The following is a 17,224-nucleotide window of genomic DNA, read 5'->3' as shown; positions in this document are numbered from 1 at the left end:
ATGCAAAGAGTTACAAAAATTGTTTTAGCTATTATTATTCTAACCATAACTTCATGTGCATCAAAAAAAGATATTGTATATTTTCAAAATGATGAAGTTAACCAATCAAAAACTAATACCTCTTATAAAACTGTTTTTAAGCCAGACGATTTACTTCAGATAACAATTTCTGCTTTAGACCTAGAAGCTGTTAAACCTTTTAACCTTCCTGCTGTCACCTTTTCTGCTACTACAGATAGAGCGGTTGGAACACCACAACAGCAATCTTATTTAATAGATAGTAATGGTTTTATTGACTTTCCTGTTTTAGGACAAATAAAATTAGCAGGATTATCGAGAACGGAAGCGATTAACTTACTAAAAAACAGACTATCACCCGATTATATTAAAAATCCAACTATTAATATCAAAATCACCAATTTTTCAGTTACTGTGTTAGGTGATGTAAAAAATCCAGGAAGATTTACCATTCCTAATGAGCGTATTTCTGTCTTAGAAGCTATTGGTTTAGCAGGTGATTTAAATATGTCAGGAATTAGGACTATTGAAGTTAAAAGAGAAGAGAACAATCAAATTAAAAGTTATAAATTGGATTTACGTTCTAATAAAATTTTTAATTCTCCTGCTTATTATTTACAACAGAACGATGTGGTATATGTTGAACCAAATAAAGCAACTTCACAGGATGCTGCTTACAATAAAAACACAGGACTCTTTATTTCCTTAGGATCCGTGATTATTTCATTAATTTCAATTCTTACAAGATAATATTGCTATGAATAACGAACAATATTCTCCTCAAATAGATAACAACGATACTATTAATATTAGGGCTGAGTTAGAAAAGTACTTAATTCATTGGAAATGGTTTGCTTTAGGTATTTTAATCGCTATAATAAGTGCATATTTGTATTTAAGATATAGTACACCAGTGTATAGTGCATCCACCACTATCTTAATAAAGAATGATAAACAAGGGGGTATTTCAGATGAGTTAGCTGCATTTGAAGACCTAGGTATAGTTGGAGGATCTAGTAAGAACATTGATAATGAAATAGAAATTATAAAATCTCGTAAACTAATTAATGATGTTATTCAAAAACTAGATTTAAATATCAAATACCTTACAGAAGGTAGAATTAAAGAATCTGAAATTTACGAAAACAAACCTATTACTTTTGTTAAAATTGATTCTACTTCAAAAAGATTAAACGAATTAGACACTATCATCAATATTGAGATTTTGTCTGCCGAAAAATTTCGTTTAAAAAATAGTGAAGGAAATACTATTTCTGAAAACTTATTTAATCAACTAATAAATGATGCTTCCCTCGGTAATTTTAAAATTGTAAAAAGCCAAGGTTTTGATAAAAAAAGCACAAACAAGAATATCAAAATCTTAATAAACCCAATTGATAAAATTATTGATGGGTATCAAAAAAACATTAATATTTCTCCTATTAGCAAAAAATCTAGTGTTTTAAGATTATCATTACAATCTTCGGTTAAAGAAAAAGCTGAAAATATCCTAGATGAGCTAGTAAGACAGTATAACTTAGATGCAATAAATGACAAAAAAGAAGTCTCAGAAAAAACCAATGATTTCATCGCTAATCGTTTAAGTAATGTTGCTAAAGAACTAGGAAAATTGGACGATAATGTTGAAACTTTTAAAGACAAAAACAACATTACCGATATTGAATCTGAAGCACAATTAGTACTTCAAACCAATACAGAAAATCGTAAAAAACTAATTGAAGCTAGCACTGAATTAAGTTTGGCTAAATCTTTAAATAAAGAACTAGACAATGATGATTATTTACCTGCTAACTTAGGTTTATCGGATAGTAATATTGCTACTTCAATTAATGAATATAATCAACTTTTGGCACAACAAAAACGTTTAGAGAAAAGTGCTGGTGCTAAAAACACGATCCTTATTGATATACAGGAAAACTTATCAAGCTTAAAAAGTTCTTTAAAAAGAAGTCTTGAAAACACTGTCCACTCTTTACAAATAAAAGTAAATAGCTTACAACGTGAAGCGAATAGGTTTAACTCAAAAATATCCTCAATTCCAAATAAAGAAAGAGAATTTTTAGACATTGCTCGTCAACAAGAAATTATAGCTGGTTTATACTCATATTTATTAAAGAAAAAAGAAGAAACAGCTATTTCTCTTACAGCTACGGCAGTACCAAATGCTAAAATTATCGATAAAGCATATGGACCTGACATTCCTGTTAGTCCCAAAAGAAAAATTATATATTTAGCTGCTTTATTATTAGGGTTAATAATTCCTTTTATTTATATATATATAAGAGATTTACTAGACACAAAAGTTCATACTAGAAAAGATATTAAGGATTTAACTTCAATTCCTTTCTTAGGTGATATTCCTCATTCAGAAACGAAAGAAAAGATTGTTATTAACACAAATGCTCGTTCTAGTACTGCTGAAGCATTTAGATTGATACGAACAAATCTTGACTTTATGTTACCTAATAAGGGGGAAAATAAAGCTAAAACTATTTTTGTCACTTCAACCACAAGTGGAGAAGGTAAATCTTTTACATCAATCAATTTAGCAGCCTCTTTATCTTTATCTGGCAAAAAAGTAGTTTTGGCAGGAATGGATTTGAGAGCTCCTAAAATTACTGAGTATTTAGAAATACCTAATAGAAAAGGAATTACTAATTTTATTTCTAATGATAATATCTCCTTAGATTCTTTAAAATTTTCTATTGATGAAATTCCTAGTTTAGATATTATCTCTTCTGGAGCTATTCCTCCTAACCCTGCCGAATTGTTAATGGCGGATAAAATTGGAGAAATATTTGCTGAGTTAGAATCGCAATATGATTATGTAATCATCGATACCGCACCTGTAAATTTGGTTACCGATACCTTATTAATTGCCAAATATGCTGATATTGTGTTGTATGTTGCTAGAGCAAATTATTTGGATAAACGTATGCTAATGATACCCGAAACCTTATATAAGGATAAAAAATTACCAAACTTAGCTATTATATTAAATGACACTGATTTAAAACGAGGTTATGGTTATGGTTATGGCTATGGTTACGGCTATGGCTATGGTGTGGCAGAAGATGACGGCAAACCTTGGTATAAAAAACTATTTAGTTAATATAAATAACAAAAAAAGGAAGCTTTAACAGCTTCCTTTTTTATTTGAACTTTTTATTATTTTCTAATAAGTTTTCAATTTGCTTCTTGGTTTTTACAGTTCCAATCTTCTGTAAAAGTTTTAAATGATTATGATGATGTGTATCTGTTCCTACAAAATCATATAAACTTTCATTAAGTAATTTTTGTGCTGTTTTTTGCACACCTTTACCATACTGCTCCGTTAAAGACAATAAATTTAACTGGAAAACACAACCTGCTTTTTTTAGTTTATAAAAATTCTGAAAGTCATTGTGATAAAAATTATATCTCTCAGGATGTGCTAATACAGGCTTATATCCCTTCAGTTGAATTTCAAACAGTATATCATATAAATTGTAAGGTGCATTGAAATAAGACATTTCAACCAAAATATAATTATCTTTTAATGTTAAAACATCATTTGCTTTTAGCCTTTCAACAAAGCGTTCATCCATCATATATTCAGCAGCTGCATTAATAGAAACATCCTTAAAACCTTGTTCCTTCAACTTTGCCCTTACTTCTTCTAATTTATTTTTTATTGTTTCAGATGAATTTGGATACACATCTCCCAATACATGAGGAGTAGTAATAAAATTCTTAATTCCGTAAGAATACATTTTCGAAATTAATGAAATCGAATGGTCAATATCTTTTGCTCCATCATCAATCCCTGGTAATAAATGAGAATGAATATCAACAAAACCCTCTGGAAAAACTTCTTGTAGAGGAATCTCTTTTTTTTTGAAAAAAAACATAGTAGGTGAAATATATCTGTTTGGCACAAATTTAAACTAATAAATTTACTGTACTATAACAAATTTTATTCCTTTTCTATTTCTTATGATTGCCAATTAACTTTGATAGCTATATATTTGGCTTATTAAGAAATAAGTTAGAAATGATTTTAATTGTTGACGGTGGTTCTACGAAAGCTGATTGGATAGCACTTGATAAAAACAAAAAAGAAATTTTTAGAACCACTACACTTGGTATAAATCCATCTGTTCTTTCTAAAAATGAAATGACTGATAATATTTTAAGTTCTCAAGAACTTTTAAATATTAAAAATGATGTTTTGCAAATTCATTTCTATGGGGCTGGTTGTGGCACTCCAAAAGCAGCTAAAAACTTACAAGAGGTTTTAGAAACTACTTTCAATAATTCTAAAGTTTTCATTTCTGAAGATACTTTGGGTGCAGTTTATGCAAGTTCAGGAAAAAAACCTAGTATTGTGTGTATCTTAGGAACCGGTTCTAACAGCTGCTATTATGATGGTAAAAACATAAATACTTCTGCGCCCTCTTTAGGCTATTCAATTATGGATGAAGCTAGTGGGAATTACTTCGGAAAAATATTACTTCGTGATTTTTATTACAATAAAATGCCTAAAAAAATAGCTTCTGCCTTTCAAGACTCTTTTAACCTTGATACTGATTTGGTAAAAATGAATTTATACAGAAAACCAAATCCAAACATGTATTTGGCTTCTTTTGCTAAATTTATGTTTGACTATAAAGATGAAAAATACATTAGGAAAATGATAAAAAAAGGGTTTCAAAATTTCTTTTACTATAGAATACTGCCTTTTAAAAAGGATTCTAAAACCCCAATTTACTTTATTGGTTCTGTTGCTTACTACTTTAGAGATATTTTAGAAAAAGTAGCAACCAAAAATAACTTAACTGTTACAGATGTTATTCAACGTCCCATTGATAATTTAGTTGAATTTCATCGAAATAATTCATTTTAACAAAGCTCAACAACTCTTTCTAGAGCCATCCCTCTTGAACCTTTTATCAGAATTGTGCTATTTTCTATTGGATTAGTTATCAGATGTTCTTTAAGCTCATCAAATGTTTCGAATTTAGTATTCTTTGTTACTGTTTTATGGAAGTTTTTCCCTATCAAGAAAACAGTATCAATATTAAGGTCTTGTATTAAATTAGTTATTGTTTGATGTTCATCTGAACTATATTCTCCTAACTCAAACATATCTCCTAAAATAACTGTTTTATTTGTCGCTTTTAATTCTTTAAAACTCTCTAAAGCAGCTTTCATACTAGTTGGATTTGCATTATATGCATCCAATATTATTTTATTCCTTTCTGTATTAATTACCTGAGATCTGTTATTTGACGAAATATAATTCTCGATTGCCTCCTTAATTTGTTCTAATGTGACATTAAAATATTCTCCGATAGTTATAGCTACAGAAAGATTTGCAAAATTATAAACACCTATCAAATTACTATTTATATCTTTACCTCTATAAGATAATTTCACGAACGGATCTGCATCTACAAACTGAATATCTTTAGCAAACATTATTGTTTCAATATCTCTTGTTTTTTCAACTTGAATTGCATCATTGGGATTGACAAACACCTTTTTTTTATGATTTTTAAGAAAATCATACAACTCAGATTTTGCTCTCACTACTCCTTCTAACGATCCAAAACCTTCTAAATGTGCACTTCCAAAATTTGTTATATAACCATAATCTGGATTAGCAATTTCTGATAAAAAGGCTATCTCTTTATGATGATTGGCTCCCATTTCAACAATACCTATCTCTGTATCTTTATTCATTGACAACAGAGTTAACGGAACACCAATATGATTATTCAAATTCCCAACAGTTGCAGTTGTCTTATATTTTTTTGAAAGAACTGCATTGATTAATTCTTTCGTCGTTGTTTTCCCATTGCTCCCTGTCAAAGCAATAATTGGTAATTTCAATTGGTTTCTATGATAGTTTGCCAATTTTTGAAGTGTTTGCAAAACATCATCAACTAAAATAATTTGTTCAGAGGTTTTATATATAGCTTCGTCCACAACAGCATAGCTAGCTCCATTAGCTATTGCTTCTTCAGCAAACTTATTTCCATTAAAAGTTTCTCCTTTTAAGGCAAAAAACATAGTATTCTTTCTAATATTTCTAGTATCTGTATCAACTAAACCGTGAGTGATATACAACTTATATAAATCTTCTATATTCATATTGTAAAAATAAAAAAACCTCATTGAGATTCAATGAGGTTTTTCTGTATTATTAAAGTAAATTCTTATTTAACTTTATCTGGTGTGGCAGTTTTTCTTTTGTTTAACACCATTGGTCCCATTTTATCTGTAGCACATCTAAACCCAATATAATTAGTTGCCATATATTCTGGGAAATATCTTCTTTGTGCTGGATCTAACCAATACTCTCTATCAGCCCAAGAACCTCCTTTATATACTCTAGACTTATCACTAATTAAAGTAGTTCTTCTTTTACTATCGTATTTATAATTGTCTATAGCATGTCCTAAAGAATCCACTTCAGCTTCAGGTTTTTGAGGTGAGTTATACATTCTTGAAGAACGATCTAACTGATCTTTATCTAATCCGTAATATTTAGATGAAGCTTGGTCACCGTCTCCTAAACTAGAGTTATTGGCCAAGTTATAATTTCTTCTCATATAAGTATCTTCTTTTGTAATAGGAATATACTTAACACTACCAGGTAAATCTTTAGGTACAATTCTACCATTTTCTAAAGTATCATACTCAACTTCTCCATCTCCTACGATAACTACTTTACCTTCTTCATTAATTAACTTCTTGGTGAAAATATTCCCTCTAAAATAATTAAAGTCATTTGCTTCTGAATCAATTATAGGTCTATAAACATCTTCAACCCATTCAGCTACGTTACCAGACATATCGTATAAACCAAATGCATTTGGTGGATAACTTCTCACCGCGTTAGGAATATCCGAACCATCGCTACTCCAACCTGCAATACCACTATAGTCTCCTTTTCCTTGCTTAAAGTTTGCTAGTTGATCTCCTCTCCTGCGTTTATCTCTATCACGAGTATATTTTCCGCTCCAAGCATATTTTTTTCTACCTCTAATATTATTATATTCACGGTTTTCAAAAAGCGCTTTTGCTGCATATTCCCACTCCACTTCCGTAGGTAATCTAAACTTTTGTGACAAAATACCATCTGACGAAGTAACTTGTCTTCCAGTAAATGACCCCTTAGCTGGTTTAGGTTCTCCTTTTACTTTTGGTACAGGAATTCCTTTTTTATAGATAGTAGAATCTCCATCGAATATAGCATAAGGATCCGTAAAATACGTATCGGTGTCAAAATTATTTTCTCCTTTAAAACTTAGTGAATCATCTTTAAAGATATTTTTAATCACACCTTTATCCATTAAGATTTTTAAGTTAACAGCATTAGTACGCCACTTACAATATTTATTTGCTTGAATCCAACTAACTCCAACTACTGGGTACTCTGCATAAGATGGATGTCTTAAGTAACTCTCAGATAATAAATTTGTATTCCCTAATCCTTTTCTCCAAACTAATGTATCTGGTAAGATTGATGGGTATATATTTTTAAACTGAGGATCTTCCGCTGGAAAAACGTCTTTTGTATACTGCATGAATAAACCGTATTCTGCATTTGTCACCTCTGTTTCATCCATATAAAAGGTACGTACATGCATTTTCTTAGGAGTTGTATTCCAATCAAACATTACATCATCCTGTACAAGTCCCATAGTAAAGGTACCTCCTTCAATATGAACCATTCCAGGAGGAACGTTTTTTCCTTCTTTATATTTCCCTTTTATATAACCTCCATAACTAGGGTCATTAAAATTCCAACCTGTTAACGAGGATTTACCTGACCCACCTCCGTTACTCTTACAAGAAGCAACTAATAAACCGGTGATTGCCAATAAACTAAATAATTTCAACGTACTTTTCATGTATTTTAAACTGTTTTTTAAGGGTGCCGCAATTTACAATATTTCTAATTTCTTACAACTAAATTATCTACAATTTCACATTTAGCAACCTTGCTCATGCAAGATTACAAACGACAGTTTTTTAACTTTAGTATTACGAAACTAAGAAAAAGATTAAAATAAGCATTATTATGATGTGACATTTTTTCAAGTATATAGAATAGTATTTTAAATATTAAGTTCACATATAATATTTCTGGACTAACATCGTTATCTAGTAAGTAAAATTCCCCTTAATGTATAGAAACCTGATATCTAAAAGCATTAAAAAAATAAATAATGCTTTAAGAAAATCATATATTTGCTAAACAATTAATCAAATTTTACATGAAAAAATTATCTATTGCACTATTATTTATGTGCTTTACCCTTCAAAATAAAGTACAAGCTCAAACATCAATAAATACTACGGCAATGCCTTTTTTATTGATTACACCTGATGCTCGTGCTGGAGGTATGGGGGATGTTGGTGTTGCAACATCGGCTGATGCTTTCTCAATTTTTCACAACCCAGCTAAAACAGTTTTTAATCAAAACAGAATAAGTGTTGGTGTTAACTATACACCATGGCTACGAAATTTAACCGACGATATTTTTGTAGGTGGAGCATCCTATGTGAATAGATATAGTGAAAAATCTGCTTGGGGGGTAGATTTAAAATATTTTTCTTTAGGCGAAGTTGCCTTAAGAGATGACCTTAATAATCCAACAGGAACTGAAACTCCTAACGAACTTGCCATCACAGGTATATACTCGTTAAAACTAAGTGAAACCTTTTCGATGGGAATTGGTTTAAAATACATTAACTCTAACTATAAAATTAGAAGTAACGATTCTAGCTTAGAAACTGTAAACTCTTTTGCTGTAGATATTTCAGGGTATTATCAATCTGAAGAAAAAAACTTTGGTAACTTTAATGGACGCTATCGTTTAGGTTTTAATATTGCTAATATTGGACCTAAAGTTGAATACACACCGGGAGTTGAAAACTTTATTCCTACTAATGGTAAAATAGGTGGTGGATTTGACTTCATCTTTGACAACTACAATACACTAGGTCTTAACTTAGAATTCACAAAGTTATTAGTTCCATCTAGTCCAAACTCAGAAAGAGGATGGTTTGAGGGTATGTTTACTTCTTTAGGAGACAGAAGCTTTAGTGAAGAGCTAAAAGAAACTACTTGGGCCTTAGGCGCTGAATACTTATACAATAAAGCCTTTGCTTTAAGAACAGGATATTTTCATGAAAGTGAAGAAAAAGGACAACGTCAGTATTTTACTCTAGGTACAGGATTTACTTCTAAGGCATTCACACTGGATTTATCATATTTAATTAACACTTCAAGTGTTAACAATCCGTTAGAAAATACCTTACGCTTTTCTTTATCTTTTGATTTAGGAGAACTATATGAAGTATACTAAGGAACAATATTTTTTTTATAAATTCGCATCAGAATATAAAAGCAGTCTACTCGACTGCTTTTTTTGACTAATATATTTACTATGAAGAAAATTAATATAAATACGGAGGCTCTTTTATTTGATGATATTTCTCAATTATCTGTAGAAGATGCTTTTTTAATTCAAAAAGCTGTAGAAGCAAGACATAAAGCCTATGCTCCTTACTCAAAATTTAATGTAGGTGCTGCTATATTACTTGACAACGGTGAAGTTATATTAGGTAATAATCAGGAAAGTGCTGCTTACCCTTCTGGTATGTGTGCTGAGCGTGTAGCTATTTGGAAAGCTGGATCAGAATATCCAAATATGAAGGTAAAAAAGATAGCTATTACTGCTGCTTCTGAAAATTCTAAGGTCGATAAACCTGTTGGACCTTGTGGAGCCTGTCGTCAAACATTGTCAGAATACGAAATCAACCAAAAAGAACCTATTCAAATACTATTCATGGGAGAAGTTGGTCAAATTGTAAAAACTGAATCTTTACTCTCTTTACTCCCTTTTTCTTTTGACAGCTCTTATTTATAATAACTAATAGAATAAAAACCTTAAAAAAGACTTATTCATTTTTATAATACCTAAAAATATTCTTTGTTTTTTAAGAATATCATAATTTTATAAAATTGACTGTAAATAAAGAGGTTGTAGTCAATAAAAACACTTTATTTGTAATTACTCAACATTAAAAAATCATTAAATCTAATGAAGCTATCAGTAATTACAGGAACAGGTTCTTTCATCCCGTCAATCACAAAAGAAAACTATAAGTTTGATAACGATGTGTTTTTAAATACCGATGGAACAACTTTCGACAATCCAAACTCGGTAATTATTGAAAAATTTAAGTCTATTACAGGCATTGAAGAACGCAGGTATGCCAAACCTGAATACAAAGCTTCTGATCTTGGTTTTTTTGCAGCAAAAAAAGCAATAGAGAACGCAAATATCAATCCTGAAGAATTAGACTATATTATTTTTGCTCATAACTTCGGAGATGTAAAAAAAGACGCCATACAAAGTGATATTCTTCCAAGTTTAGCAACACGTGTAAAGCATTTGTTACAAATAGATAATCCAAATTGTGTTGCTTATGATATTTTATTTGGATGTCCTGGTTGGATTGAAGGTCTTATTCAAGCACAAGCTTTTATCAAAGCTGGAATAGCAAAAAAGTGTTTGGTTATTGGTGGTGAAACTTTATCGAGAGTTATTGATATAAACGACAGAGATTCTATGATTTATAGTGATGGCGCTGGTGCTTGTATTGTAGAAGCTTCTGATGAAAATGACAGTGGTATTTTAAGTCATGCTTCACAAACCTTTACCAAAGATGAAGCCTATTATTTATTCTTTGGAAATTCCTACGACAAAAGTAAAGATCGAGATGTGCGTTATATAAAAATGCACGGACGAAAAATTTACGAGTTCGCATTAAACAATGTACCTAAAGCTATGCAAACTGCTTTAGAAAAAAGTGGTGTAGCTATTGATGATGTAAAAAAGATATTCATCCATCAAGCTAATGAAAAAATGGATGAAGCTATTATTAAACGTTTTTACCGTTTATATAAAAAACCTATTCCTGAAGGTGTAATGCCTATGAGCATTCACAAATTAGGAAATAGTTCAGTCGCTACAGTACCTACCCTGCTCGATTTGGTTTTAAAAGGAAATATTGAAAACCAAGAAGTAAAAAAAGGTGATATAATTATACTTGCCTCGGTGGGTGCAGGTATGAATATCAATGCAATTGTTTACAAGTATTAATAGTTTGTTAAGTAGAAGAATTTCTTGCTAAATATTATCGCAAATCTAAAATGTAAGTACTATTTTTGCGCATGCAACAACACAACGTACTTATATTAGATTTCGGATCGCAATACACGCAGTTAATTGCGCGCCGCGTAAGAGAATTAAACATTTATTGTGAAATTCATCCTTACAACAAAATACCACAAAATTTAAACGATTTTAAAGCTGTAATCCTCTCTGGAAGTCCTTCATCGGTTCGTTCAAAAGAAGCACCTCACCCAGATTTATCTGAAATAAGAGGTAAAAAACCTTTATTGGCAGTATGCTACGGAGCACAGTACTTAGCTCATTTTTCAGGTGGTTTAGTAGCTCCTTCTAATACTCGTGAATATGGTAGAGCTAACTTATCTTTTATCAAAGAAGGAGAAGATTTTTTTCAAGGGATTTCTGAAGGAAGTCAAGTTTGGATGAGTCATTCAGACACTATTAAAGAATTACCTACTGATGGAACTTTATTAGCGAGCACTCACGATGTTGAAAATGCAGCTTATAAAATTGAAGGAGAAACCACCTATGCAATACAATTTCACCCAGAAGTATATCATTCTACAGATGGAAAACAATTATTACAAAACTTTTTAGTTAATATAGCTGGAGTTGCTCAAACTTGGACACCAGATTCATTTGTTGAAGAAACGGTTGCTGAGTTAAAAGCAAAGATTGGTAATGATAAAGTTGTATTAGGATTATCTGGAGGAGTAGATTCAACTGTAGCGGCAGTATTATTAAACAGAGCTATTGGAAATAATTTACACTGTATTTTCGTAAATAATGGATTATTACGTAAAAATGAGTTTACTGATGTATTAAAACAATACGAAGGTATGGGATTAAACGTTAAAGGTGTAGATGCTTCGGCACGCTTTTTGGGCGAATTAGCAGGTTTAAGTGATCCAGAAGATAAGCGTAAAGCCATTGGGAAAGTATTTATTGATGTTTTTGATGATGAAGCACATCAAATAGAAGATGCAAAATGGTTAGCACAAGGAACTATTTATCCAGATGTGATTGAATCGGTTTCTGTAAATGGCGGACCTTCTGCCACAATTAAGAGTCATCATAACGTAGGTGGTTTACCTGACTTTATGAAATTGAAAGTAGTAGAGCCTTTACGTATGATTTTTAAAGATGAAGTACGTCGTGTAGGAGCTTCTATGGGAATTGATAAAGAATTGTTAGGTCGCCATCCATTCCCAGGGCCTGGTTTAGCAATTAGGATTTTAGGAGATATTACAGCAGAAAAAGTTCGTATTTTACAAGAAGTAGATGCTGTGTTCATCAACGGATTAAAAGAAAGCGGACTATATGATAAAGTATGGCAAGCAGGAGCTATTTTATTACCTGTAAACTCTGTTGGAGTTATGGGAGATGAAAGAACCTACGAAAAGGTAGTAGCTCTACGCGCTGTTGAAAGCACTGATGGTATGACCGCTGATTGGGTGAATTTACCATATGAATTTTTACAAAAAACATCAAATAAAATAATAAATAATGTAAAAGGTGTGAACAGAGTTGTGTATGACATCAGTTCTAAACCACCTGCAACAATCGAATGGGAATAAAACCCATATAATAAAAAAAGAGTAGATGAAGAAATTACAATTTTTACTATTAGTTTGTATTTTAACTTTTGCCGTTTCTTGCGGTCAACAAAAACGTTATGTGTCTTATAAAGTCCAAGAAGGAGAAACAATGCGAGACATTGCAGATCGCTTGGACATGAAAACAAAAGATTTACTACGTTTAAATCCTGATGTAGGAAGAAGACCTGAAGCAAATACAGTAATTGTAATTCCAAATATTAAAAAGAACGCTTCTTCATCTACCTCTTCTGCTAAAGAAGAAACCACTGATAATACTACAGATGAAGACACTACTACAAATAACACAAATGATGTAGATGATACCGTATTTCAGCAAACAATTGTTGAATACGAAACTCATACCGTAGAAAAAGGAGAAACAGTATACCGCATTACCAAACAATATGGTATTACTAAAGAAGACTTAATAAAATACAATCCTGAATACACTAACATCCAAAGTAATAACTTAAGTATAGGGCAAGTATTAAAGGTTAAGGCTATTACAAAGACTATAACGATAGATAAAGACGAGGTTTTAAAAAAATTTTTAACGCATACCGTTAAGAGTAAAGAAACCATGTATAGCTTAACCCGCTTTTACAATGTTTCAAAAGAAGATTTAATTCGCTTAAACCCTGAATATCCAGATTTAGTTGACAACAAATTATCAATAGGTCAATTGTTAAAAATTAAGCCTATAGAAGAAGTAAAAGGAAGTGAGAATTATGCTTTTTATAAAGATAGTATTCAAGAAGATGTATCTATAAACCTCGCTATTTTATTGCCTTTTAAAGCTCAGGAGTATAGCGATAAATCCAGTAAAAATATTTTTGAAGGAAATCAACTTACCAACATGGTTACTGATTTTTACATGGGTGCTGAAATTGCCATTGATTCTATTAAAAAACAAGGAGTAAGTGTATATGTAGATGTTTTTGATACTGGAAACAGAGGAAAAAATATCCCTGCCATATTAGAAAATAAGAAACTAGAAAATATTGATGTTGTTATCGGACCTTTTTACTCTGACAAAGCAGAAGTTGTCGCAAAAGGCGTAGATGCTCCTGTAATATTTCCACATTACTCAAGTAAACAAAATAAATTTTCATCTTCAAAATTGGTTAAAACTTCTCCTGAAAAAAGTAGATATATAGAATACTTAGCTTCATACTTAAAAGACAGTTATAAAGATCAAGAGATTTTTATTGTTGGTGATGACAAGAGTACTACGAATGATGAAGTTTCAAAAATTGTTTCTGAGCTAAGAAAACATGATAGCATAAATGATATCCATATTTTAAAGCCTGAAGATGGATATATCAAAAGAGAACGTTTCACCAAAAAAATGTCTTCTAAAAGACATAACTGGGTAATTATTGCTTCTAACGATAATGTAGTAGTTGCAGATGCTTTGAATAGTATGATTAGTTTACCTGACGAAATTAAAGTTCAAGTATTTTCAGCTGATAAAAATGGTGCTTACAATAAGATTGATAACAATAAATTAGCTAGCATTAATTTTACTTATGTTTCAAACACCTATGCTGATGAAGATGCTATAGAAACAAAAGTTTTTAACGAAAAATTCTTAGCAAAAAACAATACTATTCCGTCAGAGTATGCTATTAAAGGATTCGATATTACCTATGATATTTTAATGCGTTTAGCTTCGGGTGACAATCTAAGTAGTACTTTTAAGAAAGGAGTTTCATTACGTGTTGAAAACAAATTCGATTATCGTAAAAAGATGTTTGGCAGCAGTAGTAATGAAGGATTATTTATTGTAAAATACAATAAAGACTTAAGTTTAAGCAGACTCAAATAATTACTGTATCATAAAAAATAAAAAAAGTCGAAACAAAATTGTTTCGACTTTTTTTATTGCTCATACATTTGTTGGTAATATTTTTGATATTCTCCACTTGTTACATGTTGAATCCATTCTTCATTTTCTAAATACCATTTTACTGTTTTTTCTATACCCTCTTCAAATTGCAATGAAGGTTCCCAGCCTAACTCGTTTTTAAGTTTTGATGCATCTATAGCATAACGAAAATCATGACCTGCTCTATCTTTTACATAAGTAATTAGTTTTTCTGATGTTCCTTCTTCTCTTCCTAAAAACTTATCTACTGTTTTTATAAGTACCTTAATCAAATCAATATTCTTCCATTCATTAAAACCTCCTACATTATATGTATCTCCAATTATTCCTTTATGAAAAATAACATCAATTGCCTTAGCATGATCTTCCACAAACAACCAGTCTCTCACATTATCTCCTTTTCCATAAACAGGTAAAGCCTTATTATTACAGATATTATTGATAAATAACGGAATCAATTTTTCAGGAAACTGATTTGCTCCATAGTTATTTGAGCAATTAGAAATTACTACTGGTAAGCCATAAGTATCATAAAAAGTTCTTACAAAATGATCTGACGAAGCTTTAGATGCTGAATATGGAGAATGAGGATCATAAGCTGTCGTTTCTAAAAAAAAGCCTTCATCACCTAAAGAACCATAAACCTCATCAGTTGATACATGATAAAACAACTTATCTTCAAAGTTATCTCCCCAATAGTTTTTAGCTGCTTGTAATAAACTCAATGTTCCCATTACATTAGTTCTTGCAAAAGAAAAAGGATCCTTTATCGAACGATCTACATGTGATTCAGCAGCTAAGTGAATTACTCCATCTATCTTATATTTTGAAAAAATACTAGCTATTATATCATAATCGCAAATATCAGCCTTAACAAACGTATAATTCGATTTTCCTTCAATATCTTTTAAGTTCTCTAAGTTTCCTGCATAAGTAAGAAGGTCTAAATTAATAATATTATAGTCAGGATATTTGTTTACAAACAACCTTACAACATGTGAGCCTATAAAGCCAGCTCCTCCTGTAATTAATATATTCCTCATGAAAGTTTTGTGTATAAATTCAAAGTTACTAATAAATAAACGGAGTTTCTAATACTGAAAAAGTAGCAAGTTGTTTGTCTTTTGAAGAAATTATCACTTCTTCTGTTTCAATTCTCCAATCAATATTTAAAGTAGTATCATTCCATATAATTCCCGAATCATATTCAGGAGCATACCAATTATCTACCTTATATGCAAAAATTGCTTCTTTGGATAAAGTCACAAATCCATGTGCAAAACCTCTTGGTATAAATAATTGTTTTTTATTTTCTTCAGATAACTCTAAAGCTATATGCTTTCCATAGCTAGGTGAATTTTTTCTCACATCTACCACTACGTCTAGCACTTTTCCTTGGATACAACGTATCAACTTTGCCTGTGCGAAAGGTGGTTGTTGAAAATGTAATCCTCGTAAAGCACCATAAGTCGATTTCGACTCATTATCTTGAACAAAATTTACGTGTCCAATATTTTCTTCAAATTCTTTTTGATTAAAAGACTCAAAAAAATACCCTCTTTGATCTCCAAAAACTTTCGGTTCTATAATTACAACTTCAGGAATGGCTGTTTTCGTAAAAATCATTATTATTCTTTTGCTAAGTTTAACAAGTATTGTCCATAGCTGTTTTTTTTCAAAGGTTCAGCTAACTTTTTTACTTGCTCTTTATTGATATAGCCCATATACAATGCTATTTCTTCTATACAAGCTACTTTTAAACCTTGACGTTTTTCAATAGTTTCAATAAACTGACTTGCTTCCAATAAAGAGTCGTGCGTCCCAGTATCTAACCACGCAAAACCGCGCCCCATTAACTCAACCTTTAACTGTCCGTTTTCTAAATAATGCTGATTTACAGAAGTAATTTCTAACTCTCCTCTTTGAGAAGGTTTCACATTTTTTGCTACCTGGATCACATCATTTGGATAAAAATATAAGCCAACCACTGCATAATTTGATTTTGGACTCTCGGGCTTTTCTATAATAGAAATAGCATTCCCATTAGCATCAAAATCTACCACACCATAACGTTCAGGGTCTTTTACATTGTACCCAAAAATAGTTGCTTTATTTTCTTTTTTAATATTGTTAATTGCCGATTGTAGCATTTCAGGCAATCCATGACCATAAAAAATATTATCGCCTAAGATGAGGCATACATCCTCATTACCTATAAATTCTTCCCCAATAATAAATGCTTGAGCTAATCCATCCGGAGAAGGTTGTTCTGCATAACTTAAGTGAATTCCCAAATCATTACCATTTCCTAATAATTTTTGAAAACTTGGCATATCATCTGAGGTAGAAATAATCAAAACATCTCTAATTCCTGCCAACATCAATACTGATAACGGATAATAAATCATCGGTTTATCATACACTGGAAGCAACTGTTTTGATACTCCCTTTGTAATCGGATATAACCGTGTTCCTGACCCGCCTGCTAGTATAATTCCTTTCAT

The 17,224-nt window shown here is 31.1% G+C and carries 14 protein-coding genes; 8 read left to right on the top strand and 6 right to left on the bottom strand.

What is annotated here, in order from left to right:
- Together ACQY6M_RS11275 and ACQY6M_RS11270 are read left to right on the top strand one after the other, a co-directional pair.
- Entirely contained in the window at window positions 1-768 is a 768-nt protein-coding gene (locus ACQY6M_RS11275) for a polysaccharide biosynthesis/export family protein (protein ID WP_428742001.1), read from the top strand.
- Between the two features lie 7 nt (window positions 769-775).
- On the top strand, window positions 776-3,151 hold the full coding sequence (locus ACQY6M_RS11270; RefSeq protein ID WP_428742000.1) for a GumC family protein: 2,376 nt from the start codon (window positions 776-778) through the stop codon (window positions 3,149-3,151).
- A 40-nt stretch (window positions 3,152-3,191) separates the two neighbouring features.
- Here ACQY6M_RS11270 and ACQY6M_RS11265 read toward each other — a convergent pair whose 3' ends face one another.
- Window positions 3,192-3,929, bottom strand: coding sequence for a tyrosine-protein phosphatase (locus tag ACQY6M_RS11265; protein ID WP_428741999.1), 738 nt, complete (start codon window positions 3,927-3,929; stop codon window positions 3,192-3,194).
- Window positions 3,930-4,072: 143 nt separating this feature from the next.
- On the opposite strand from ACQY6M_RS11265, the gene ACQY6M_RS11260 reads away from it, so the two are divergent.
- Window positions 4,073-4,924: an N-acetylglucosamine kinase gene (locus tag ACQY6M_RS11260; RefSeq protein WP_428741998.1), complete on the top strand. Its 852-nt coding sequence runs from the start codon at window positions 4,073-4,075 to the stop codon at window positions 4,922-4,924.
- Here the strand turns inward: ACQY6M_RS11260 and ACQY6M_RS11255 are convergent.
- Together ACQY6M_RS11255 and gldJ are read right to left on the bottom strand one after the other, a co-directional pair.
- Window positions 4,921-6,174, bottom strand: a complete 1,254-nt coding sequence (locus ACQY6M_RS11255) for a UDP-N-acetylmuramoyl-tripeptide--D-alanyl-D-alanine ligase (RefSeq protein ID WP_428741997.1) — start codon at window positions 6,172-6,174, stop codon at window positions 4,921-4,923. The genes ACQY6M_RS11260 and ACQY6M_RS11255 overlap by 4 nt on opposite strands.
- A gap of 65 nt (window positions 6,175-6,239) precedes the next feature.
- A complete protein-coding gene (gene gldJ / locus ACQY6M_RS11250) occupies window positions 6,240-7,940 on the bottom strand; it encodes a gliding motility lipoprotein GldJ (protein ID WP_428741996.1) in 1,701 nt (566 codons plus the stop codon).
- Between the two features lie 366 nt (window positions 7,941-8,306).
- On the opposite strand from gldJ, the gene porV reads away from it, so the two are divergent.
- From porV to ACQY6M_RS11225, 5 genes are all read left to right on the top strand, one after another.
- On the top strand, window positions 8,307-9,401 hold the full coding sequence (gene porV / locus ACQY6M_RS11245) for a type IX secretion system outer membrane channel protein PorV (protein ID WP_428741995.1): 1,095 nt from the start codon (window positions 8,307-8,309) through the stop codon (window positions 9,399-9,401).
- Window positions 9,402-9,482: 81 nt separating this feature from the next.
- Window positions 9,483-9,965: a cytidine deaminase gene (gene cdd / locus ACQY6M_RS11240; RefSeq protein WP_428741994.1), complete on the top strand. Its 483-nt coding sequence runs from the start codon at window positions 9,483-9,485 to the stop codon at window positions 9,963-9,965.
- 174 nt (window positions 9,966-10,139) lie between these two features.
- Window positions 10,140-11,204 (top strand): 3-oxoacyl-ACP synthase III family protein, encoded by a 1,065-nt coding sequence (locus tag ACQY6M_RS11235; protein WP_428741993.1) that lies wholly within the window; start codon window positions 10,140-10,142, stop codon window positions 11,202-11,204.
- 71 nt (window positions 11,205-11,275) lie between these two features.
- Window positions 11,276-12,811, top strand: coding sequence for a glutamine-hydrolyzing GMP synthase (gene guaA, locus ACQY6M_RS11230; protein WP_428741992.1), 1,536 nt, complete (start codon window positions 11,276-11,278; stop codon window positions 12,809-12,811).
- A 25-nt stretch (window positions 12,812-12,836) separates the two neighbouring features.
- Complete coding sequence (locus ACQY6M_RS11225) at window positions 12,837-14,660, top strand: LysM peptidoglycan-binding domain-containing protein (RefSeq protein ID WP_428741991.1); 1,824 nt, start codon at window positions 12,837-12,839, stop codon at window positions 14,658-14,660.
- Window positions 14,661-14,713: 53 nt separating this feature from the next.
- Here ACQY6M_RS11225 and rfbB read toward each other — a convergent pair whose 3' ends face one another.
- From rfbB to rfbA, 3 genes are read right to left on the bottom strand one after another with little or no spacing between them, the layout of a single operon-like run.
- A complete protein-coding gene (gene rfbB / locus ACQY6M_RS11220) occupies window positions 14,714-15,763 on the bottom strand; it encodes a dTDP-glucose 4,6-dehydratase (RefSeq protein WP_428741990.1) in 1,050 nt (349 codons plus the stop codon).
- Between the two features lie 28 nt (window positions 15,764-15,791).
- Window positions 15,792-16,346: a dTDP-4-dehydrorhamnose 3,5-epimerase gene (rfbC, locus tag ACQY6M_RS11215; RefSeq protein WP_428741989.1), complete on the bottom strand. Its 555-nt coding sequence runs from the start codon at window positions 16,344-16,346 to the stop codon at window positions 15,792-15,794.
- A gap of 2 nt (window positions 16,347-16,348) precedes the next feature.
- Window positions 16,349-17,224, bottom strand: a complete 876-nt coding sequence (gene rfbA / locus ACQY6M_RS11210) for a glucose-1-phosphate thymidylyltransferase RfbA (protein ID WP_428741988.1) — start codon at window positions 17,222-17,224, stop codon at window positions 16,349-16,351.

This window comes from Tenacibaculum sp., assembly GCF_050290165.1.
Lineage (GTDB): Bacteria > Bacteroidota > Bacteroidia > Flavobacteriales > Flavobacteriaceae > Polaribacter.
The sequence above is the reverse complement of the archived record's forward strand: the minus strand, read 5'-3'. Positions and strand labels throughout refer to the sequence as shown.